At 70.0% G+C, this 20,031-nt stretch carries 23 protein-coding genes; 9 read left to right on the forward strand and 14 right to left on the reverse strand.

Annotation, left to right across the window (positions count from 1 at the left end; genetic code table 11):
• Nucleotides 1–81 precede the first annotated feature (81 nt).
• The 3 genes from HOW07_RS06495 to HOW07_RS06505 are packed head-to-tail and all read right to left on the reverse strand — an operon-like array spanning nt 82 to nt 2,398.
• Nucleotides 82–1,734 (reverse strand): hypothetical protein, encoded by a 1,653-nt coding sequence (locus HOW07_RS06495; RefSeq protein WP_175116381.1) that lies wholly within the window; start codon nt 1,732–1,734, stop codon nt 82–84.
• Nucleotides 1,731–2,126, reverse strand: a complete 396-nt coding sequence (locus tag HOW07_RS06500; RefSeq protein WP_175116382.1) for a hypothetical protein — start codon at nt 2,124–2,126, stop codon at nt 1,731–1,733. Before HOW07_RS06500 ends, HOW07_RS06495 begins: the two co-directional genes overlap by 4 nt.
• On the reverse strand, nt 2,123–2,398 hold the full coding sequence (locus tag HOW07_RS06505; RefSeq protein WP_175116383.1) for a hypothetical protein: 276 nt from the start codon (nt 2,396–2,398) through the stop codon (nt 2,123–2,125). Before HOW07_RS06505 ends, HOW07_RS06500 begins: the two co-directional genes overlap by 4 nt.
• Nucleotides 2,399–2,603: 205 nt before the next feature.
• On the opposite strand from HOW07_RS06505, the gene HOW07_RS06510 reads away from it, so the two are divergent.
• The 3 genes from HOW07_RS06510 to HOW07_RS06520 all read left to right on the forward strand — a co-directional run bounded on the left by HOW07_RS06510 (nt 2,604) and on the right by HOW07_RS06520 (nt 4,872).
• Nucleotides 2,604–3,218, forward strand: a complete 615-nt coding sequence (locus tag HOW07_RS06510; protein ID WP_175116384.1) for a hypothetical protein — start codon at nt 2,604–2,606, stop codon at nt 3,216–3,218.
• Nucleotides 3,219–3,388: 170 nt separating this feature from the next.
• Nucleotides 3,389–4,246: a DUF4097 family beta strand repeat-containing protein gene (locus HOW07_RS06515; RefSeq protein ID WP_175116385.1), complete on the forward strand. Its 858-nt coding sequence runs from the start codon at nt 3,389–3,391 to the stop codon at nt 4,244–4,246.
• The gene (locus HOW07_RS06520; RefSeq protein WP_064294217.1) at nt 4,243–4,872 is read left to right on the forward strand and encodes a PadR family transcriptional regulator; all 630 of its coding nucleotides are present in this window, start codon (nt 4,243–4,245) and stop codon (nt 4,870–4,872) included. Before HOW07_RS06515 ends, HOW07_RS06520 begins: the two co-directional genes overlap by 4 nt.
• An 87-nt stretch (nt 4,873–4,959) precedes the next feature.
• Here the strand turns inward: HOW07_RS06520 and HOW07_RS06525 are convergent, their stop codons facing one another.
• Nucleotides 4,960–5,466 carry a septum formation family protein gene (locus tag HOW07_RS06525; RefSeq protein WP_285038356.1) on the reverse strand — a complete coding sequence of 169 codons (507 nt, stop codon included), beginning with the start codon at nt 5,464–5,466 and terminating at the stop codon, nt 4,960–4,962.
• Between the two features lie 261 nt (nt 5,467–5,727).
• On the opposite strand from HOW07_RS06525, the gene HOW07_RS06530 reads away from it, so the two are divergent.
• Nucleotides 5,728–7,731: an APC family permease gene (locus HOW07_RS06530; protein ID WP_254628170.1), complete on the forward strand. Its 2,004-nt coding sequence runs from the start codon at nt 5,728–5,730 to the stop codon at nt 7,729–7,731.
• Nucleotides 7,732–7,790: 59 nt separating this feature from the next.
• Nucleotides 7,791–8,081: a hypothetical protein gene (locus tag HOW07_RS06535; protein WP_079001460.1), complete on the forward strand. Its 291-nt coding sequence runs from the start codon at nt 7,791–7,793 to the stop codon at nt 8,079–8,081.
• Nucleotides 8,082–8,150: 69 nt separating this feature from the next.
• Here HOW07_RS06535 and crcB read toward each other — a convergent pair whose 3' ends face one another.
• The 4 genes from crcB to HOW07_RS06555 are packed head-to-tail and all read right to left on the reverse strand — an operon-like array spanning nt 8,151 to nt 10,072.
• Complete coding sequence (crcB, locus tag HOW07_RS06540; RefSeq protein ID WP_056008696.1) at nt 8,151–8,531, reverse strand: fluoride efflux transporter CrcB; 381 nt, start codon at nt 8,529–8,531, stop codon at nt 8,151–8,153.
• Nucleotides 8,528–8,905, reverse strand: a complete 378-nt coding sequence (locus tag HOW07_RS06545; RefSeq protein ID WP_121291720.1) for a CrcB family protein — start codon at nt 8,903–8,905, stop codon at nt 8,528–8,530. The genes crcB and HOW07_RS06545 overlap by 4 nt, the downstream gene beginning before the upstream one ends.
• A 53-nt stretch (nt 8,906–8,958) precedes the next feature.
• Entirely contained in the window at nt 8,959–9,483 is a 525-nt protein-coding gene (locus HOW07_RS06550) for a universal stress protein (RefSeq protein ID WP_175116386.1), read from the reverse strand.
• A gap of 4 nt (nt 9,484–9,487) precedes the next feature.
• Complete coding sequence (locus tag HOW07_RS06555; RefSeq protein ID WP_121291618.1) at nt 9,488–10,072, reverse strand: HhH-GPD-type base excision DNA repair protein; 585 nt, start codon at nt 10,070–10,072, stop codon at nt 9,488–9,490.
• Between the two features lie 207 nt (nt 10,073–10,279).
• Between HOW07_RS06555 and HOW07_RS06560 the strand changes: the two genes are divergently transcribed.
• Both HOW07_RS06560 and HOW07_RS06565 read left to right on the forward strand, forming a co-directional pair.
• Nucleotides 10,280–10,495 carry a DUF3073 domain-containing protein gene (locus tag HOW07_RS06560; RefSeq protein ID WP_064294210.1) on the forward strand — a complete coding sequence of 72 codons (216 nt, stop codon included), beginning with the start codon at nt 10,280–10,282 and terminating at the stop codon, nt 10,493–10,495.
• A 132-nt stretch (nt 10,496–10,627) separates the two neighbouring features.
• A complete protein-coding gene (locus tag HOW07_RS06565) occupies nt 10,628–11,815 on the forward strand; it encodes a 2TM domain-containing protein (RefSeq protein WP_175116387.1) in 1,188 nt (395 codons plus the stop codon).
• A gap of 69 nt (nt 11,816–11,884) precedes the next feature.
• On the opposite strand, the gene purF is transcribed toward HOW07_RS06565, so the two are convergent.
• The 3 genes from purF to HOW07_RS06580 form a co-directional block, all read right to left on the reverse strand.
• Complete coding sequence (gene purF, locus HOW07_RS06570) at nt 11,885–13,342, reverse strand: amidophosphoribosyltransferase (RefSeq protein WP_064294208.1); 1,458 nt, start codon at nt 13,340–13,342, stop codon at nt 11,885–11,887.
• 72 nt (nt 13,343–13,414) lie between these two features.
• Nucleotides 13,415–14,527: a phosphoribosylformylglycinamidine cyclo-ligase gene (purM, locus tag HOW07_RS06575; protein WP_175116388.1), complete on the reverse strand. Its 1,113-nt coding sequence runs from the start codon at nt 14,525–14,527 to the stop codon at nt 13,415–13,417.
• The gene (locus HOW07_RS06580; RefSeq protein WP_071262414.1) at nt 14,524–15,003 is read right to left on the reverse strand and encodes a DUF2273 domain-containing protein; all 480 of its coding nucleotides are present in this window, start codon (nt 15,001–15,003) and stop codon (nt 14,524–14,526) included. The genes purM and HOW07_RS06580 overlap by 4 nt, the downstream gene beginning before the upstream one ends.
• An 84-nt stretch (nt 15,004–15,087) precedes the next feature.
• Here HOW07_RS06580 and zapE point away from each other — a divergent pair, with 84 nt between their 5' ends.
• Nucleotides 15,088–16,233 (forward strand): AFG1/ZapE family ATPase, encoded by a 1,146-nt coding sequence (zapE, locus tag HOW07_RS06585; protein WP_175116389.1) that lies wholly within the window; start codon nt 15,088–15,090, stop codon nt 16,231–16,233.
• Between the two features lie 7 nt (nt 16,234–16,240).
• On the opposite strand, the gene HOW07_RS06590 is transcribed toward zapE, so the two are convergent.
• From HOW07_RS06590 to HOW07_RS06600, 3 genes are all read right to left on the reverse strand, one after another.
• Nucleotides 16,241–17,245, reverse strand: a complete 1,005-nt coding sequence (locus HOW07_RS06590; protein WP_175116390.1) for an NAD-dependent epimerase/dehydratase family protein — start codon at nt 17,243–17,245, stop codon at nt 16,241–16,243.
• A gap of 83 nt (nt 17,246–17,328) precedes the next feature.
• A complete protein-coding gene (locus HOW07_RS06595) occupies nt 17,329–18,330 on the reverse strand; it encodes a glycosyltransferase family 2 protein (protein WP_240555676.1) in 1,002 nt (333 codons plus the stop codon).
• A 21-nt stretch (nt 18,331–18,351) separates the two neighbouring features.
• The gene (locus HOW07_RS06600) at nt 18,352–18,717 is read right to left on the reverse strand and encodes a sterol carrier family protein (RefSeq protein ID WP_064294203.1); all 366 of its coding nucleotides are present in this window, start codon (nt 18,715–18,717) and stop codon (nt 18,352–18,354) included.
• Nucleotides 18,718–18,755: 38 nt separating this feature from the next.
• Here HOW07_RS06600 and purD point away from each other — a divergent pair, with 38 nt between their 5' ends.
• Nucleotides 18,756–20,021 (forward strand): phosphoribosylamine--glycine ligase, encoded by a 1,266-nt coding sequence (gene purD, locus HOW07_RS06605; RefSeq protein WP_064294202.1) that lies wholly within the window; start codon nt 18,756–18,758, stop codon nt 20,019–20,021.
• Nucleotides 20,022–20,031 lie beyond the last annotated feature (10 nt).

Raw genomic sequence — 20,031 nt, forward strand, 5'->3', positions numbered from 1 at the left:
CCCAACCCGCTCCCCGACCCCCCGGTCCCTGAGCACCCCCCGGTCCCTGAGCACCCCCCGGTCCCTGAGCTTGTCGAAGGGTCAGCTCGGGTTCACGACGGCGTAGATCTGGTTCCAGTTCGCGAAGCCCGTGACCGGCTCATCCGAGCCGTTCAGCATGATGTCCTCGTCCACCGAGTTCGTCTCGCCGGTCGACGGGTCGTAGATCTCGTAGTCGCCGTCGTGGAAGCCGATGATGAGCACATAGTGCTGCGGGATGGTGTTGTCGCCGGGGCCGACGAGCAGCGGGACGGGGGTCCCGTCGTTCGCGGCGACCGCCGCCTCGGTGAGCGCAGCCCCTCTGCCGGAGTCGCCACCCAGGAGGTTGGTCCAGTCGATGTGGTAGTCGGTGCCGGTGCGGTCGGCTTCGTCGACCGCGCCGCCGGGTGCCGTACCCGCGACGTTCGGGTAGTCGACCGGGCCGGGGAACAGGTCGTTCGCGCGGTCCTGGACGGCCTGCTGCAGGAACGTCATCCGATCCTCGGTGTCCAGACCGGCTGCGTCGGCCAGGTCGAGTCCCCGGAGGTAGTCGGGCACATGTCCGTCGAGGAGCTCGCCGGTCCGCAGCCAGTACGCGAGGAACGGATCGGACTGGGCGGCCAGGGTGATGAGCGTCGTCGATCCGCACGTCTTGTTGTTGTACTGGTCGAAGGTCTCGCCGTTCACCGTGGCGTCCCCGTTGTCGCCGACGCCGAGGTTCGTGAGTTCGTCGATCATGCGCTGACGTTCGCCGGGCGGAGCGTTCTTGATCGCGTCGGCGAGGGCGAGCACGGAGGAACTGCCGGCGCCGGTGGCGATCGCGCTCATGAGGAGGGCGCTGACGGCGGGATCGCCGGACTCCTCCATCGCCGCGAGGATGCGTTCGCGTTCGTCGTCGCTCATCGCGTTCCAGTTCTGGACGTAGTTCGCCCATTCCGTCTCGGAGAGGACCGAACCGTCCGGGTCGCCGTTCGGGAACTGCGTCCGCGAGACGAGGACGTCCAGCCGTGTCTGACCCACGGGCACCTCGACGCCCGCGAGCACGGCGTGGCCCTCGGAGTCCGACAGTGCCCGCTGCAGCGCCTCACCGGCCGCCCATGCGTCGTCGTAGGCGTCGTGGCAGACGGACACGCCGTCGAGGATCTGGCCGGCCCCGCGGATGAGGTCCGAGATCACCCCGGCGACCTCTCCGGCTCCGGTGATCGGGTTGGTCATCGCCCATGGGTTCACGGAGATGTTCCCGATGGTCCGCTGACCGTCGCGGATGGTGTCCGCACCCGGATGGTGAGCGCTGCGGGCCGCGGTGATGGCGTCCGCGTAGTCGCGCAGACCGGTGGCCCCGGTCCGGAGCCCCTCGATCTCACTGCCGACGAGGGTGTCGACGGACGCCAGGACGTGTGCCGCGCTCGCGCCGGTCACCCCGACCAAGGCGTCCGGCAGGCTCGACGCCGTGACGGTGGAGAGCGTGGTCTGGATGGTCTCGGCGGCGAGCGCCGCGTGCTCGTACTGCTCCGCAAGCCCGTCGATGGTGGCCGGATCACCCGGCGGTGGGGTGTCCGCGAACGTGGAGGATCTGGGGATGAGCCCGACCGCACGATCGACGAACGATCCGATCGAGGTGATGAAGCTCATCGGGTCGCCGCTCAGCGAACCGATGAAGGTGGCGAGCACATCGATCTCGGCTGAACTCTTGGTGCGCAGTTCGGAGAGGTTCACGAGCGGTCTCCGATCCCGGCGGTGCGCGTGGTCATGGCGAGTCCGGAGAGGAGCTGCCGGACGACGGTCTGCAATCGGGCGACCGCGCGCAGTTCGGCGGCGGTCTCAGCGCTGCCGGCACCTCGACGACGCGCGTCGAGGAGGGCGTCGAGCAGGACGACCCCCGCCTGCTCGTCCGTCAGCATGCCGGCACCGAGGTCGATCACGGCGTCGAGACCGGCCGTGCGGACCACGCTCGCGACCTGTCCGGTGACGCTGGCGGGGACACCGGCCCCGCGGAGTTCCGCGGCGAGCGACGCGACCCGTGCGCCGGTCGCGGCCCGCTCGGACGCGTCACGCCGATCGGACGGGACCACCGTGGATGGCGGAGCCTGCGGCGACGGCGCGGTCATGAGGCGTCCTCGGCGAGGGCCACGTCCGTGCCGGCCATGGTGTCCGCGACGTGCTGCATCCACCGTGCGAAGTCGTCGAGCGTCTTGCCCGCCTCCGTCATCTCGGTCCGCCACGTCAGTTCGAAGGCGGCGGCGTTCGCGGCCACCTGCTCGTCGAGGAACGACGTGTCGAGGCACGTGGAGAACATCCCCGTCGCGCTCGTGGCCGCCCCACCCACCGTTTGGACGACCGCCGTCAGGCCCGCGTCGTCCACCTGCATCGTGCCACTCATGGGTCCCCGCTCTCCGATGCTGTTCGCGCTTGCCGGTCGATCCCGGTGATGCGCCTGATCCGATGGTTCCACCCTGTCCCCGCCAGCACCGGAAGACGATGGGCAGCACTACCCATCACCCGTCGGGCGTCGGACGTGGCACACGCCGGGGCGTCGGTTACGGTGAGGGTGACGCGTCCGCCCGGGCGCCGCGGAAGGGGCCGTCATGCAGCAGATCCATCGCCGCCTCGCGACCGTGTCGCTGAGCATCCTCGTCGCCGCGCTCTGTTGCACGGGATGCGGCCTGTCGGCGAAACCTGTCGTCGCTGACGGGACCGACGACGCCCGGCTCGCAGCGCTTGCCGATGATCCGCTCTTCACGGACGGCAGCGTCAGCGGGCCGCAGGTTCCGGACACCTCCGCCAATGTCAGCGTGCAACGCGGGGCGATCACGGTCGATGGCCTCTGGCCGTCGGACGTGACCGCGGAACCGGGACCGAGCGGGCCCGCTTGGCCTGCCGCCACCGCCATGTTGGTCCAGCTGCGGGAAGCCGGTTGGCGGCCGGTGGCCGTCTCGTGCGAGCTGGATCGGTCGTCGGGCTTGGAGGGAGCGACGGTGTTCGCCACGAAGGAGTTCGGCGACTTCACCGCTGCGCTCGAGGCCGTGGTGAGGCCCCCGTCCTCGAAGCTCGTCGGCTACGTGCCCTTCCATGCCGAGGCCGACGACCCGTGGTCGGCCCACTCGGAGGTCCCCGCCGGATCGAGTTGCCTCGACGGCAGTGGGCCGCCGGCCGACGAGGGGTCCGTCCCCGACGACCTGGCCATCGCTCCCTGGTACTGAGCGACGGCCGGTCCGGCCGGACGTGTGGGGCCGCGACCGAGCGGCCGCCGATCCCAGGGTCGACTCAGGGTGATCCCGCAGGTTCCGGGGGTTGCCATGCACCAAAACGCGATATATCGTGAACTTCAGTTCAACGCGATATATCGCGATCACTCGGAAGGAACCGCACCATGGCACAGGAGAAGTGGATCATCGCTCCCGGCGAGAGCCGCATCATCGACCTCGAACTCGTGAGACGGCTCAAGGTCGGCCTCATCGGCGGCCAGGTCGACATCATCGGACACGACGAGCCCGGCGCCCGCATCGAGGTCGGGGCCGTCACCGGCAAGGACCTCAAGATCACCATCGACGGCGACGTCGCCGAGATCGACCACCCGCAGCTGCGGTGGGACAACTTCCTCGAAGTGTTCTCGAACTTCGGCGCCAACCGCGCCACGGCCCAGGCCAGCGTCCTCGTCCCCCGCGACATCGCCCTGACGCTCGGCGTCGTGAGCGCCAGCGGACTGGTCGCAGGCCTCACCGCGGACGCCAAACTCAACACGGTGTCCGGCGACCTCGTGGCCGACCGGATGACCGGACGACTCGACCTCAACTCCGTGAGCGGCGAGCTCACGGTCCAGAACCACACGGGTCGCATCCAGGCGCACACGGTCTCGGGCGACGTCACCGTCTCCGGCGACATCACGCGCGCCTCGATCGACGGCGTCTCCTCCGACCTGCTCCTCGACATCCACGGTGCGTGCGAGCAGCTCGACCTGAACACCGTGAGCGGCGCGATCACGGTCCGTCTCGACGAGGAACTCGCCGCACGCTACACGGCGAACTCGGTCGGCGGCCGCCTGGCGATCGACGGCGTCGTCCTCAAGGGACTGCGCGGTGGCGGGTACAACTCGCACACGGGCGCCCTCTCCGGACAGTTCGCCGAGGTGCGCATGAACACCGTCGGCGGCGCGGTGACCGTCCTCCGCCGCCCGGCTGCCGAGCCGGCGGGCGCGGCCACCACCGCAGGGAGCGAGGCAGGCGCATGAGCCCCGTCTTCGCCCACGGCAGCCTGCGCCTGTACCTCCTGAGCCTGCTCGACGAGTCGCCGAAGCACGGCTACGAACTCATCCAGGCGCTCACCGACCGGAGCGGTGGCACCTACAGCCCGAGCGCCGGCACCATCTACCCGCGCCTCGCGAAGCTCGAGGAGGAGGGACTCGTCACGAAGACGAGTGACGGCCGGAAGACCGTCTACGAGATCACCGAGGCGGGCCGGGCCGAGCTCGCGGCACGGGCGGGTGAGCTCGACGGCATCGAGGACCAGCTCACCGATTCCGTCCGCCGTATCGCCGACGAGGTCCGCAGCGGGGTCACGGCGGCCATGAAGAGCCTCCGGGCCGATCTCGCCTCCGCCGCGCGCGAGGCGAAGCAGTCCGCGAAGCCCGGTCCGAGCTGGACGTCGACCGCCGAGGAGAGCGCCGATCAGAAGGTGCAGGGTCGCTTGGCGCTCCACGAGACCGATGTGTCGATCAACGAGTTCCGACAGGCGGTCCGAGCCGAACTCCGCGAGCACGTCGCCCGTGGGGGCGCGCTGGACGATGACACCGTGTCAGCCCTGCGTGCCGACCTCGTCGCCGTCCGCGACCGCCTGCGGGAGCGCTTGCAGGGCTGATCGCCCCGCCATGCGAGCCGAGACACGGAACCGCCCGACCCCTTGCTGGAGTCGGGCGGTTCCGTCGGCGCGGCGCGCGCGGTCGAGCTACCGTGCGGCCCCGGCCAGCGAGCCCGTGGTCGCCTCGGAGTCGTAGATCACGCAGGTGACGAGACGGTCGTCCACCCCGTTCCAGCTGGCCTCGGTCGGCGTGTAGTAGTTGAACTCGAGGTTGGAGTCCTCGTAGACGATCCCGACGAACGCCTGGAACTGCGCGTAACAACCGTCGTCGGCCTGCTGCGTGACGGCCTCCTCGCCGGGCCACTCGTCGCCGGTCAGCGTGACCTCGCCGTACACCTCGTACTGGTGGGGCTCGGAACAGGGCACGGTCGGCACCTCCGTGACCTCGTCGGACGACGACTCGTCGTTCAGGCAGTCGCCGACCGAAAGGGTGAAGACGTCCGTCGTACCTCCACCGACGATCTCGCCGGACTGCGCGTCCCGGGTCTCGGCGGGCTTCGGGAGGATGCCCTCCACGACACTGCACCCGGAGAGCGTCAGGGTCGCGGCGAGGGCGGCGAGGGCGAGCGGGAGGAGACGACGGCGAGCGGTCACGATGAGGGTCCTTGAGGTGGGTGGTCGATCACGAGCGACTGTCCGGGCTCACAGCCAGGCAACAGCCGTCGATCAGGATATTGGTCGACCATTCCGGTCCGCCACTCCCCCGGTCGATGAACGCTGCGTCACGGTCGGGTGACGATGCCTGTCCATCCAGCTCATCCCCGCTTGACTCCGGTTCCCGAAGGAGTAATATCGCCGCTCGTGACAACTGAGGGTCGAGAGCCCGGGACAGAACCACGATCGGCAAAACGCTGGTTGATCGGGGACCCGCTGCCGACCGAGAACCTGGAGGGCCAGCTCCTCCCCAAACGGCTCGCGCTGCCGATCTTCGCGAGCGACGCACTGTCGAGTGTGGCGTACGCACCGCAGGAACTCCTCATGATCCTGACGCTCGGCGGGCTCGCCTTCCTGAGCTTCGCGCCGTGGGTCGCCGCGTGCGTCGTGATCCTCCTCGTCGTGGTCGTCGCGAGCTACCGGCAGCTCATCAAGGCGTACCCGTCGGGCGGTGGCGACTACGAGGTCGCCCACCGGAACCTCGGCGAGAAGGCCGGCCTCGTGGTCGCCTCCGCTCTCCTCGTCGACTACGTCCTGACGGTCGCCGTCTCGGTGGCCTCGGGCGTCGACAACATCATCTCCGCGATCCCCGGGCTCAACCCGTGGCGCGTCGAGCTGGCCGTCGGATTCGTCCTCGTCCTCATGGCCGTCAACCTGCGCGGTGTCCGGGAGTCGAGCAAGGCCTTCGCGATCCCCACCTACTTCTTCATCGCGAGCGTGCTCGTCATGATCGTCGCAGGACTCGCCCGCACCTTCATGGGCGACGCCCCGGTCGCTTCGAGCGCCGAGTTCACCGTGCAGGGCGAGAGCCTCACCCAGGCGGCGTTCATCCTGCTCCTCCTGCGCGCCTTCTCCTCCGGTTGCTCCGCACTCACCGGTGTCGAAGCGGTCTCGAACGGTGTGCCCGCGTTCCGCCGCCCACAGATCAAGAACGCCCAGAAGACGCTGGTCCTCATGGGCGGCACCGCGATCGTGCTGTTCGTCGGCCTCACCGCACTCGCCCTCATCTCACGCGTGCACTACGCCGAGAACGCCTGTCACCTCGAGGGGTTCGCGGACTGCGCGACGACGCCGCAGCCGAGCCTCATGGCGCAGGTCGCGACCGCGGTCTTCGGCGCGAACAGCATCCCGTTCTTCCTCATCCAGGCGGCGACCGCGTGCGTCCTCCTCCTCGCAGCCAACACGGCCTTCAACGGCTTCCCGCTGCTCGGTGCGGTCCTCGCGCGCGACTCCTACGCCCCCAAGTCGCTCAACACCCGCGGCGACCGCCTCGTGTTCTCGAACGGCATGATCATCCTGGGTCTCGCCGCATGCGCGATCCTCGTGGTCTACCAGGCGAACCTCACCCAGCTCATCCAGCTGTACATCATCGGGGTGTTCGTGTCGTTCACGCTCGGCCAGACGGGCATGGTGAAGCACTGGCTGCGGATGCTCCGGGAGGGCTGCGACAACCGCGGCTCCGTCTACCGCGGACTCGCGATCAACGCGTTCGGCGCCCTGCTCACCGCGAGCGTCCTCATCGTCGTCACGATCACGAAGTTCACCCACGGCGCCTGGCTCGTCTTCGTGCTCATGCCGATCCTCTTCATCCTCATGCTCGGCGTGAACCGCTACTACCGCGACGTGGAGAAGGAGGTCGAGGTCGACCCGACCACGACCTTCGGTGCGACCGGCGACCACGCGATCGTCCTCGTCGGCAAGATGCAGAAGCCGATCCTCAAGGCCCTGGACTACGCGATCGCCGCGAAGCACGACAGTCTCGAAGCGGTCCACATGTCGGTCGACCCCGAGGCCACGAAGCTCCTCGAACAGCAGTGGATCGAACAGAACATCCACGTTCCGCTCGTCATCCTCGAGTCGCCGTACCGCGAGTTCGCGATGCCGCTCGCGAAGTACATCAAGGCGCACCGTGCTGAGCACGGCGCCGAGGTCGTGACCGTCTACATGCCGCAGTACATCGTCGGGCACTGGTGGGAGAGCCTCCTCCACAACCGGCGGGCGTCGCGGATCCGCAACCAGATCATGCTCGTCCACGGCGTGACCGTCGCCCTCGTGCCCTGGCTGCTCGACTCCTCGGAGCTCATCTACGGGCGTCGGTCACGGCCGCTGCCCGGCCAGGAGCGACGGGGCGAGATCGTCCGCGTCAAGAAGCCGATCGAGCGGAAGCCGCACATCGACCGCAACACGGGGCAGCCGCGCTCCTGATCGGCCTCGCACTCCGGCGACGGCGTGAGGGGTCGGCCGCCGGCTGACAGACTGGGGACATGTTCACCTGGGGTCTCTCGCTGCTGTTCCTCGCGGCCGTCTTCGGGACGCTGTCGATGGTCCGCCTCATCGCCGCGAACCCCGACTCGCCGCTGCCGATGTGGCAGGGCCGCCCGCAGCGACTCCCGCAGTTCACCATCATCCTGCGCGGCCTGTCGGGTGGGCTCGGGGTCTTCGGGGTCTTCCTGCTGTGGTCGGAGATCGGCTTCTGGAGCATCCTCCTGCTCGTCGTCGCCCTCGGGATCCCGATCGTGCTGAACCTCCGGCACAACCGCCGCTTCGAGGCGTAGCCGCCGTATTCGTTCGCCCATTTTCGGGCGAACGAATACTCATTCGCCCATCTTTGGGCGAATGGGCGGTCAGGCGAGCAACGAACCGAGCCCGTAGCCGACCAGGGCTGCGACGACCGACGCCACGAGCATGCCCAACGCGTTCGTCAGTCCGGCCCGGGAACGTCCGTCGTGGAGCAGCCGGACGGTCTCGATGCTCGCGGTGCTGAACGTCGTGTACCCACCGAGCAGCCCGCCCCCGAGGACGAGCCGCCACGCCTCGTCGACGACCCCGCCGAGGGCCAGCGCTGTGACGAGGCCGAGCAGAAGCGACCCGCTGACGTTGATGACGGTCGTGCCCCAGGGGTACGCGCCGCCCACGCGGGACCGGATGAGGCCGTCGACGACGAAGCGAGCAGCGGCGCCGACACCGCCGGCCGCCGCGATCGCGAGGAAGAGCCAGGGCGTCATGAGCGGCCATCGCCGATCCGTCGGGCGAGGACGATGCCGCCCCAGCTCGCGAGGAAGCCCAGCACGACGCTCCCCACCGCGTACAGCACCCCCACCAGAGCGTTCCCCTCGATGAGGAGGACGCTGCTGTCGGCCGCGAGCGCGCTGTACGTCGTGAAGCCGCCGAGGACGCCGGTGCCGAGGAACAGGCGGAGATCGCGTCGACGGCCGTCGTCGGGTCCGCGTCGGAGGAGCGACTCGAGGAGGAGGCCGAGCAGGAAGGCGCCGACGACGTTGATGCCGAGGATGGCCACGGGGACACCGCCGATGGGCGGGACCGCGAGGGAGATCGCCTCGCGGGCGCCCGTCCCGATCGCGCCTCCGAGCGCGACCATCGCGATCGTGGCGGGCCGGAGGTGCGGAGCCCGCGTCCCCGTCGGAGCGGCCGTCACCGCAGGTCGCCGGCGGGGGCGTCCCAGAGCGGTTCGTCGGTGGCGCTCGGCGCGAGCGGGACCACGACCACCGGACGCGCCTGCCGGTGGGCCAGCGTCGCGGCGACGGAACCGTTGAAGAACTCGAGGATGCCCTTCCGGAGGCCCCGCTCCCGGGTCCCGACGATGATCGCCCGGGCGGACACCGAATCGGCGAGCCGACCGAGGGCACGTGCCGGATCACCGGCGAGCTGGGTCAGTTCCCAGGCGACGCCGGTGTCGTCGAGGAGGCGATGCGCCGTCGCCTCCAGGCCGGGATCGACGGGCTCCGGATCGAAGTCGTGCAGATCGGCGTCGAACGGGAGTGACGTGACGGTGCCGTCGACGTTCTCGACCACGACGAACCGGCTCGCGTCGACGTGGGCGAGGACGAGCCGGCAGGCGAAGGCCTGCGCGAACGACGCCGCCTCGACGAGCACGGTGTCGGGTTGCCCCGGCGTGACACCGACCACGATCGCGGCCGACCGTTGCGCTTCGCTCATGTCCTCACTCCCCTTTCGCGTGCTTCGCGGCGGCCTTGGCCGCCTGCTTCGCCGCCCGCACCTGCGCGAGCGACTCCGCGTCGACGATGTCGGCGACGGACCGGAGGCTGCCGTCCTCGCCGTAGGGCGCCGACGCTTCCCGCCAGTCGGCGGCGTCGAGCCCGTACTGCTTGCCGAGCAGTGCGAGGAAGATCTTCGCCTTCTGCTCACCGAACCCCGGCAGGGCGAGCAGGCGCTTCAGGATCTCCGGGCCGTCGGGCGCGTCGCGCGTCCAGATCGCCTCAGCGTCGCCGTCCCAATCGTCGACGATCGCGGCGCAGAGCCCCTGCACCCGGCCGGCCATGGAACCCGGGAACCGGTGCACGGCGGGACTCGTCTTGAAGAGCGAGGCGAACGCCTCGGGTTCTTCCCGCGCGATGGTGGCCGCGTCGAAGGAACCGAGGCGGTCGCTGATCTTCAGCGGGCCGGCGAACGCGGTCTCCATCGGCACCTGCTGATCGAGCAGCATGCCGACGAGGAGGGCGAGCGGGTCGGTCGACAACAGGCGGTCGGCGTCCGCATCTCCGGTGATGTGCAGGGTTCCGGTCATGGGTCCATCGTCCCACCACTCGGCGTGCTGGCCCAGCCCCGTTCCGTCGCGGTGTCGGCAGCGGTGAGCGCCGGACCGTCCCCGTACGAGCGCCCCGTCCACGGGCGGCATGGTAAGCTCAACGCTAGTCTTTATCGTTCCCTGGTAGGCGAAAGCCCCGGACGCCCCGCAAGCGCGGCCGGTCAGAAAATCATGAGGGGGTCTCGCATGGGTCGTGGCCGTCAAAAGGCAAAGCACACGAAGATCGCTCGTGAGCTCAAGTCGTTCAGCCCGGACGTGAACTACAACGCGCTCGAGCGCGAGCTCACGGGGCACTCCGTCGACCACCCGGGCACGGGCGTCGACGAGAGCTACGACGACGAGATCGCCAAGTGGGCTGAGTACGCCGAGAAGTACGCCGACGGTGAGGCGAAGGGCGCGTAGGCGCGTCCTTCTCACCGTTCCGGCGCGTCTGCATCAGCGGTTCGCCATCGCTCCGGCACGTCTCGGCCGGGTGATCTCCCAGACGAATGTCGGCAAATGGAGTTCTCGCTGGGCGGAGACTAGCCTGGACGGATGAACACCGACGAACTCCGCGTTGCCGCCAAGAAGCGCCTGAAGGCGCAGCACGATTTCAAGCAGTTTCTCGCCGTCTGGGGTGCGGTCTCCGTCCTCCTGATCGTCATCTGGCTCCTCACCGGCGCCTGGGGGTACTTCTGGCCGATCTGGCCGATCTTCGTGATGGGCATCGCCCTGGTCTTCGTCGGACTCGACGCCTACGGTCCGTCCAAGCACATCACCGAGGACGCCATCGACGCCGAGGTCGCGCGCCTCGTGAACCAGCAGCAGCAGCGCGCTGCCGCTCGCGAGGCCGCCTCGCAGCCGAACTCCACGCAGGCACCGTACGCCGGTCAGAACGGTTACGAGCAGCACCCCTACCAGGCGGGCCAGACCGGCCAGGCGCCGGTGTACGACCCCGCACAGTACGGACAGACCACCGCTTACGACACCTCGCAGTATGCCGGTGGCCAGACCGGCGGATACGGCACGACGCAGACCCAGCAGGGCTCCCAGGCGACGCAGCAGTACGGCGCCTACCAGGCACCGTCGACCGAGGCTCCGACCGCTGAGGCTCCGGCCGCGGAGCCCACCTCGGACTGGGTGCGCGCCGCCGGGCCCACCCCGACCGAGCAGTTCGCCGCGGTCTTCTCCGGCACCGACCGCGCGCCCGAGGCCGCCGCCGCAGCGAACACCTCCGCCGAACCGGCCGAGTCGATCGTCCTGGAGTCGACGTCCACCGGCGACGCGGAGACCGTCGCAGCCGCCGCCGACGAGACCGAGGCGCGCCTCGCGAGCGACGAGACCGGAGCCGCCGACACGACCGGACGCGACGAGACCGTGTCGGCCACCGCACCGGCCGCGGCCGTGAGCGCGCCACGCACCTCGACCAGCCGGTCGACGACGACGCGTTCGACGACGGCTCGGAAGCCCGCCGCGAAGACGACCACGGCGACGGCCGCGGGGACCACCGTCCGCAAGACGAGTTCGACGCGCGCCACCACCGGTTCGACGACGCCCAAGGCGGCAGCGGCCAAGACCACGACGCCGAAGACCGCAGCCGCGAAGGCACCGACGACGAAGACGACGGGCGCCGCAGCGAAGCCGGCCAACGCGAAGGCACCGGCGAAGCCGCGCACGACGAAGCCGAAGGCGGCCCCCGCGGCCACGCCGGCACCGCTCGAGCAGCCCGGTACGCCGGAGTAGCAGTCGGTTCTTGAACGACGAAGCGCGCGATCCCCTCGGGGCTCGCGCGCTTCGTCGTTCAGGCAGGGCTCAGGAGAGCTGTGAGCGCTCCACCCACTCGAGGTACTCCTCGGAGACCGTACCGGTGACGTACTCGCCGGTGAAGCAGCTCATCTCGAGGTCGCTGATGCCGGAGCCCTCGAGGATGGCGGCCTTCATGTCGGCGACCTCCTGGTAGATGAGGTTGTCAGCGCCCAACTCACGCGCGATGTCGGGGATCTTCTTACCGTGTGCGACGAGCTCCTGGCGGGACGGCATGTTGATGCCGTACACGTGGGGGTAGCGGACCGGCGGTGCGGCGGAGGTGAAGGTCACCTTGTTGGCACCGGCGAGACGCGCCATGTCGACGATCTCCTTCGACGTCGTCCCGCGGACGATCGAGTCGTCGACGATGAGGATGTTCTTGCCCTTGAACTCGGAGCCCATCGCGTTGAGCTTCTGACGGACGCTCTTCTTGCGCTGCGCCTGGCCCGGCATGATGAAGGTGCGCCCCACGTACCGGTTCTTGTAGAAGCCCTCGCGGTATTCGATGCCGAGCTTCTGCGCGACCTGCATGGCCGCTGGACGGGAGGAGTCCGGAATCGGCATGACGACGTCGATGTCGCCCATCGGCGTGTACTCGGCGATGGTGTCGGCGAGCCGGTTGCCGAGACGCAGCCGGGCCTCGTAGACCGAGATGCCGTTCATGACGGAGTCGGGGCGCGCGAGGTAGACGTACTCGAAGGAGCACGGCACGAGACGCGGGTTCTTCGCGCACTGCCGCGAGTACAGCTCGCCCGACGCGGTGATGAAGACGGCCTCTCCCGGGGCGATCTCACGGACGATCTCGTAGCCGCCGGCTTCGAGGACGAGCGACTCCGAGGCGACCACCCAGTCGTTGCCGACCATGCCCGTCTGGCGCTTGCCGAGGATGAGCGGGCGGATACCGAACGGGTCGCGGAAGGCGAGCAGGCCGTGACCGGCGATGAGGGCGATCGTCGCGTAGGAGCCCTCGACCCGCTCGTGCACGTTCTCGACGGCGTTGAACACCTGGTCGGGATCGAGGTCGAGGCCGCTGATCTGACCCTGCAGCTCCGTCGCGAGGACGTTGAGCAGCAGCTCGGTGTCGCTCGTGGAGTTCACGTGACGACGGTCGACGTGGAACAGGTCCTTGCTGAGCTCGCGCGTGTTCGTGAGGTTGCCGTTGTGGATGAGCGTGATGCCGTAGGGCGCGTTCACGTAGAACGGCTGCGCCTCGCTCTCGTTGGCGGCGTCGCCCTTCGTCGCATAGCGCACGTGGCCGAGGCCCATGTTGCCGAGGAGCGAGCGCATGTCGCGGGTGCGGAAGGCTTCACGCACCTGGCCCTTGGCCTTGACCATGTGGAAGGTGCTGCCGTCGGCGGTGGCGATGCCGGTGGAGTCCTGACCGCGGTGCTGGAGGAGCAGGAGGCTGTCGTAGACCTGCTGGTTGGCAGGCTCGGTTGAGACGATGCCGACGATGCCGCACATGCGTGGGGACTCCTTGGGGTTCGTGCTGGGCGAGTGGCGAAACGGAGGAAGGTGGGCCGGAGAGCGGCGGGACTAGTCGCGGTAGGCGCCGACGAGGCGGACGGCGCCGCCGTCGACCCCCTTGGCACCCTGTTCGAACGCGCTGAGGTCTGCGGCGTCGTCGCCGAGGTGCACGGTGCCGACCTGCCAGGTCGCGATCCCGTCGGCCTCGAGGGCGGCCGTGACGCCGTCGGCGACCGCCGGCGAGACGACGGCGAAGAACCCGACGCCCAGGTTCCAGGTGCCCTCGCTCGACTCGAGCGAGGATCCGGCCAGCTCGCTCAGGGCGTGGAACACCGGTGACGGGCTCCAGGTGGAGCGGTCGACCTCGGCCCAGGACCCCTTGGGCAGGACGCGCGCGAGGTTGGCGGCGATCCCGCCGCCGGTGACGTGGCTGAGCGAGTGGACGCCACCCGCGAAGGCCGGGGCGTCGAGCAGCCGCAGGAGGGGCAGGGTGTAGAGCCGCGTCGGCTCGAGGAGGGCCTCGCCGAACGTCGTGCCGAGCTCGTCGCTGTGGTCGGTGTAGCCGACGCCTGCCTGGGCGAGGATGTGCCGCACAAGGGAGAAGCCGTTCGAGTGCAGGCCCGAGGAGGCGAGCGCCAGGACGACGTCGCCGTCCTCGACGCGGTGCTCACCGAGGATGGCGTCGGCCTCGACCGCACCGGTGCAGGCGCCGGCGACGTCGTAGTCGTCGACCCCGAGGAGTCCGGGGTGCTCCGCGGTCTCGCCGCCGATGAGCGCCGTCCCGGTGTCGGAGCAGGCCCGGGCGATGCCCGCGACGATGGAGGCGATGCGCTCCGGGTGGACCTTGCCGCAGGCGATGTAGTCGGTCATGAAGAGCGGCTTCGCACCGACCACGACGATGTCGTCGACGACCATGCCGACGAGGTCCTGGCCGATGGTGTCGTGCTTGTCGATGGCCTGGGCGATGGCGACCTTCGTGCCGACGCCGTCGGTCGACGTCGCGAGCAGGGGCCGACGGAAGGCCGTGAGGGCCGAGGCGTCGAACAGGCCGGCGAACCCGCCGAAGCCGCCGAAGACCTCCGGGCCGTGCGTCTTCGCGACGGCGGCCTTCATGAGCTCGACGGCGCGGTCACCGGCCGCCGTGTCGACACCGGCCTCCCGGTAGCTGGTGGATGAGGTCATGACCGTCCTGAACCTTCTGCGATGGGTGGATTCGGGGGGCCGGACTCACCTGGCTCGGCACTGACGGAACCGGTCGGTTCCGCGTCGGCCGCGGGGGTCCCGGCTGGATGCACGTCAACTCTATCCGCTGCGACGATCCGCGTCCGTCGCGCCATGGAGCGGTCGATGAGGAGACCGACGACGAGGGCGATCGCGCCGAAGACCACGACGCACACGAGCAGGAGGAAGCCGAACACCTGGGTGAGCGAGTAGTCGGCGCTCCCCGGGAACGCGAAGGTGAGGATGAGTGCGGCGATGACACCGACGAAGGCACCGATGACGAGGAACCGCCAGTAGCGGGGTGACCGGCGCACCGAGACCGAACCGGAGGAGTACACGGTCGCGACCTCGGTGTCGGGCTCGGTCGAGGGCGTCGGACCGGTCGGTTCGGATGGGTGCTGAGCTTCCGGTGCTGGCTGCCCGGTGGCGTCTGTCATGCCTCCATTCTCCCCCACGATCCTGGGCATCGTGAACCGATGGTGAACGGCCGCGGTCGACGAGCCGACGGGTACGATCGAGCGGTGGACACGACGGGGACCGAGACGACCGATCCCGCTCCCATCCCGCCCGACGACGCCCTGCTCGCGGCGGTCGAGTCCGCCGCCGCCGACGCCGGGTTCACGCTCGAACCGGAGCAGCTGGAGGTGGCGAGGCGCCTGGCATCGCTCCGGATCGCCGACGATCGACCCGCACACCTGTACCTGTGGGGTGCGGCCGGGCGGGGCAAGACCTGGCTCCTCGACGCGTTCCTCGCAGCGCTCCCGACGCAGCGGAGGCGTCGCGTCCACTTCCACTCCTTCTTCCGCGGGCTGCACGCCGCGATCCACCGGGTCCGCGCGGAGGCCGCCGACGCGGCCCGCGCGACGGGCGAGCCGGGCGCCGCGTCCCGGGCGGCGGCGGGAGCGGTGACGAACGCGGTCGAGCAAGCCGTCGACGAGCTGCTCGCCGACGTGGACGTCGTGCTCTTCGACGAGTTCCACGTGCACGATCCCGGCGACGGCACCCTCATGATCCGGCTGCTCGACGCGCTCTTCGCCCGACAGGTGACCCTGTTGACGAGCTCGAACTTCCGGCCGCAGGACCTCCTGCCGGACCCGGCGTACCATCACGTCTTCGAGCCCGGCATCGCCCTGATCGAGGCGAACATGCAGGTGCTCGAACTCGCCGGCTCGACCGACCACCGTCGCAGTTCGCCGGTCAGTCACCGCGACGGCTTCGCCCGTGGCAGCTGGTCCCTCGCCGGCGAGGCCGCGGACGCCCGCCTCGCGACCCTCGGCCTCCACCGACCGGGGCCGGGCGATGCGACGACGTTGACGATCAGTGGCCACACCTTCCACGCGGCCGCCGCGCGCGACGGCAGGGTGTGGTTCGCCAGCGCCGAACTCATCGAACGTCCGACCTCCGTGGGCGACTACCTCGCCTGGGCGGCGGACTACGACCGGTGGGTGCTCGACGCCCTGCCCGAATCCCATGCCCTCACCAGGGAGGCGCGCGCCCGGTTCGTCCTGCTCATCGACGCCCTGTGCGATCTCGGCGTCGAACTCCACGTCGTGGCCGCCACCGACCGGGAGACCTTCGTGACCGACCCCGCCCTCGGGCCGGGCGGCTTCGCCCGCGACGCGGTCAGGACGCGCAGTCGGCTCGCCCTCCTCCGCGAGGTCCGCTGACAGGCGCTCAGCTTCCGGCGAGCACGGCCCGCTCGAGGGCACGGTCCAGTCCGACGACGGGGCGGTCCGGACGCTGCGGCGCCACACCGCCGAGGGCCTGCAGCCAACCCCAGGTGTCGGCGACGGTCTCGGCGAGCGGACGACGACGGAGACCCGCCGCGATCGCACGCGAGACGTCACCGTGATGCATCGCGTCCGCGTGGGGTCCAGTCGGAAGCCAGACGGGGAGCTGGGTCCAGGGTTGGATCCCGGCCGCGAGCACCCGCTCCTGATCCACCCAGCGCAGGGTCGCACCTGACCCGGTTGCGGCGATACAGGCGTCGAGCAGATCGCCCAGCGTGGCCGCCCGCGGCTCGCTCACGACGTTGAACGCACCACTCGCGCCCGTCGAACCGGCCGTGAGGAGGAAGGCCGCGAGATCCCGCGCATCGATGTACTGGATGGGGTCGGAGGCGGCGCCGGGGGCGAGCACCGCACCGCCCTCGGCGATCCGCGCCAGCCACCAGGGAAGCCGCCCGATGTTCTCGTGCGGGCCGAGGATGAGGCCCGCTCGCGCCAAAACCGCTCGGTCACCGAACGCCTGCACGGCGGCCAGCTCACCGCCGCGCTTGGCACGGGCGTAGTCCGCGAAGCCCTCGTCGTGCGCCGATCCCTCGACGACCGGCGCGTCCTCCGAAGCTCCGGCGGGAAGCGGGTCGGCGTAGACGGAACGGCTCGAGACGTAGACGTAGCTCCCGACCCGGTCGGCCAGCAGCGCGGCCGCGTCGCGGACGGCGACCGGAGCCCATGACCAGGTGTCGACGGCGAGGTCCCACGACCCGACCCGGAGCGCGTCGAGTCCGCCGGGCAGCGTCCGGTCGCCGTGCAGCACGCTGACGGCGTCCGACGAGGAGGACCGGTTCGTGCCGCGATGGAAGACGGTGACCTCCCAGCCGGCGGCGACGGCCTCGTCGACGACCGCTCGCCCGACGAACTCGGTACCGCCCAGGACCAACAGCCGTTTCGTGCTCATGCCTCCATCACAGCGCACGAGGCGGTGATGCACCACCCCGGTTCGCTGGGAGCAGCGGGCCCGAGTCGAGCGTCGCGTGCGGGCTACTTGCGACTGTGCTCCAGCGACCCGGCCCGCATGGCGGCCTCGTCGTTCAGGTCGACGCGTGAGGCCGTGTAGTAGCTGCTCCACTTGGCCGCGTGGTACGCGGGGTTCATGACGAACCAGTACGCCCGGCGCTTCCAGCCGTACTCCTTGTCGCGGACGATCCGCTTCGCATCACGGATGGCGCCGACGACGGTGTAGCCGATCTGCCGGGACCGCCGGAGCCGCGCCACGGGCTTGCCGATCCGACGCAGCGCCGTCGTCTCGTCGAAGATGCGCTTGCGGTACTCGTCGAGGGTGAGGTCGTTCGAGTGGATGACCCAGCCCCGGGGCGCGTACGCCTTCCGCAGGCCGGCCGCGATGATGTCGGCGCCGAACGCCATGTCCTCGGAGTACGGGAGGTCGCGGTACGGGATGTCGCCGAGCAGGAGTTCGCGGCGGGTCGCCGAATTGACGTCGGAGTAGAACGCGAGGGCGTCGAGCAGTCCGCCGTTGCCGTCGGCGAAGCCGTCGTTCGCGAAGACGGTCGTACCGAAGTCGGGCCCGAAGTTGTGGAAGACGTCGTGGATCTCGTACTTCAACAGCGGGAAGCAGGTCGGGCGGGCGATCTGCTTGCCCATGACGGCGACGACGTCCATGCCGTCGGGGTCGAGCGGCGCGGTGAGCTCATGGAGCCATCGCGAGTCGCCGGGGATGGCGTCGTGCGTGAGGTACGCGACATACTTCCCGCGGGCGAGGCGAGCGGCGAGCTGGCGGGTCCGGCCGTGGCCGAACTCACTGTTCGGGATGACATGCAGCCGGACGTCCGGGTGGGCGGCGACGATGTCGAGCGTGCGGTCCGTGGAACCCGAGTCGATGACGAGCGTCTCGAAGGTGCCGTCGTACTCCTGGGCCTCGATGGCGGAGAGGATCTGTTCGAGGTACATCTCGCCGTTGTACGTGGGGATGACGATCGTCGCGTCGAGCGTCGTCTCGGCAGGGGCTTCGATGTCGGAGGTCACCGCACCAATGTACCCGGAACGTCAGCGCGGCAGCAGCAGTGGCACGAGGCCCGTGAGGTCCGCGCGTTGGCCGGACGCGTGCACCGTGCCGCCGGCCATCGCCGTGGTCCAGTCGATGCGGCCTGAGGCGAGGGCGAGCCAGGTCGGCGCATCCATCTCGATGACGTTCGGCGGCGTGCCTCGGGTGTGGCGGGGGCCCTCGATGCACTGCACTGCGCCGAACGGCGGCACCCGCACCTCGACGGTGTTGCCGGGTGCCCGTTCGACGAGGAGCTCCAACAGGTAGCGGACCGCTGTCGCCGTGTCCGTGCGCGACGCCGGTGCGTCCCCGAGCGCCTGCTCCAGGGCAGCGCGACCGACGGCGTCCGTGATCCTGGGTCTGGCCATGCATTCGAGGCTAGGCCATTGCGCCTTAAGCTAGACGGGTGAAGATCCTCGTCCTCGGTTCCGGTGCTCGCGAGCACGCCATCATCAAGGCTCTCCTCTCCGAAGAGGCCGGGCACCACATCATCGCCGCCCCCGGCAACGCGGGCATCGCGGGCGACGTGACCGTGGTCGGCATCGACCAGGAGAACCCCTCGATCGTGCGTGACTTCGCCCGCGACGAAGCGGTCGACCTCGTCGTCATCGGGCCCGAGGCCCCGCTCGTCGCCGGCGTGGCCGACAAGCTGCGCGCCGCCGGCATCCCGGTCTTCGGCCCCAACCGCTCGGCGGCCGCGCTCGAGGGCTCGAAGTCCTTCGCGAAGCGGATCATGGACGAAGCCGGCGTGCCCACCGGTCGCGCGGTCCGCGCCGAGGACCTCGACGCAGCGATCGCCGCGCTCGACGACTTCGGTGCCCCGTACGTCGTCAAGGCCGACGGCCTCGCGGCGGGCAAGGGCGTCCTCGTCACCCACGACCGCGACGCGGCCATCCAGCACGCCACCAACTGGCTGGGCTACGGCGGCGTCCTCGTCGAGGAGTTCCTCGACGGCCAGGAGGTCTCCCTCTTCTTCATCACCGACGGCGAGACGGTGCTCCCGCTCTCCCCCGCGCAGGACTACAAGCGACTGCTCGACGGCGACGCCGGCCCGAACACCGGCGGGATGGGCGCCTACTCCCCGCTGCCCTGGCTCGACAACCGCTTCGGGAGCGAGACGGCCTTCGTCGACGAGGTCCTGGAGACCGTCGCCGTCCCCGTCGTACGGCAGCTGGCGTCGGAGGGCAACCCGTTCCAGGGGCTCCTCTACGCCGGGCTCATCCTCACGGAACGCGGAATCCGCGTGATCGAGTTCAACGCACGCTTCGGCGACCCGGAGACGCAGGTCGTCCTCCCCCGGCTCGTCACCCCGCTGTCGGCGCTCCTGCTCGGCTCGGCCACCGGCACGCTCGACCAGCAGCCACGGCCCGCGTTCGCCGAGGCGAGCGCGGTGACCGTGGTGCTCGCGAGCCAGAACTACCCCGAGACGCCTGTCACCGGCCGGAGCATCACCGGCCTCGACGCCGCCGTCGCCGTCGAGGGGGTCCACCTCGTCCACGCGGCCACGGCCGACGTCGACGGTGGCCTGGTCGCCACCGGCGGCCGCGTCCTCAACGTCGTGGCCCTCGGATCCACGTTCCCGGAGGCACGCGGACGTGCGTACGAGGCGCTGTCGCGCATCGAACTCGAGGGCGGTCAGTACCGCACCGACATCGCCGCACGCGTCTCCTGATCGCGGCCCG

Source organism: Plantibacter sp. MCCC 1A11337, assembly GCF_013349365.1.
In the GTDB taxonomy this organism is placed as follows: domain Bacteria; phylum Actinomycetota; class Actinomycetes; order Actinomycetales; family Microbacteriaceae; genus Plantibacter; species Plantibacter flavus_A.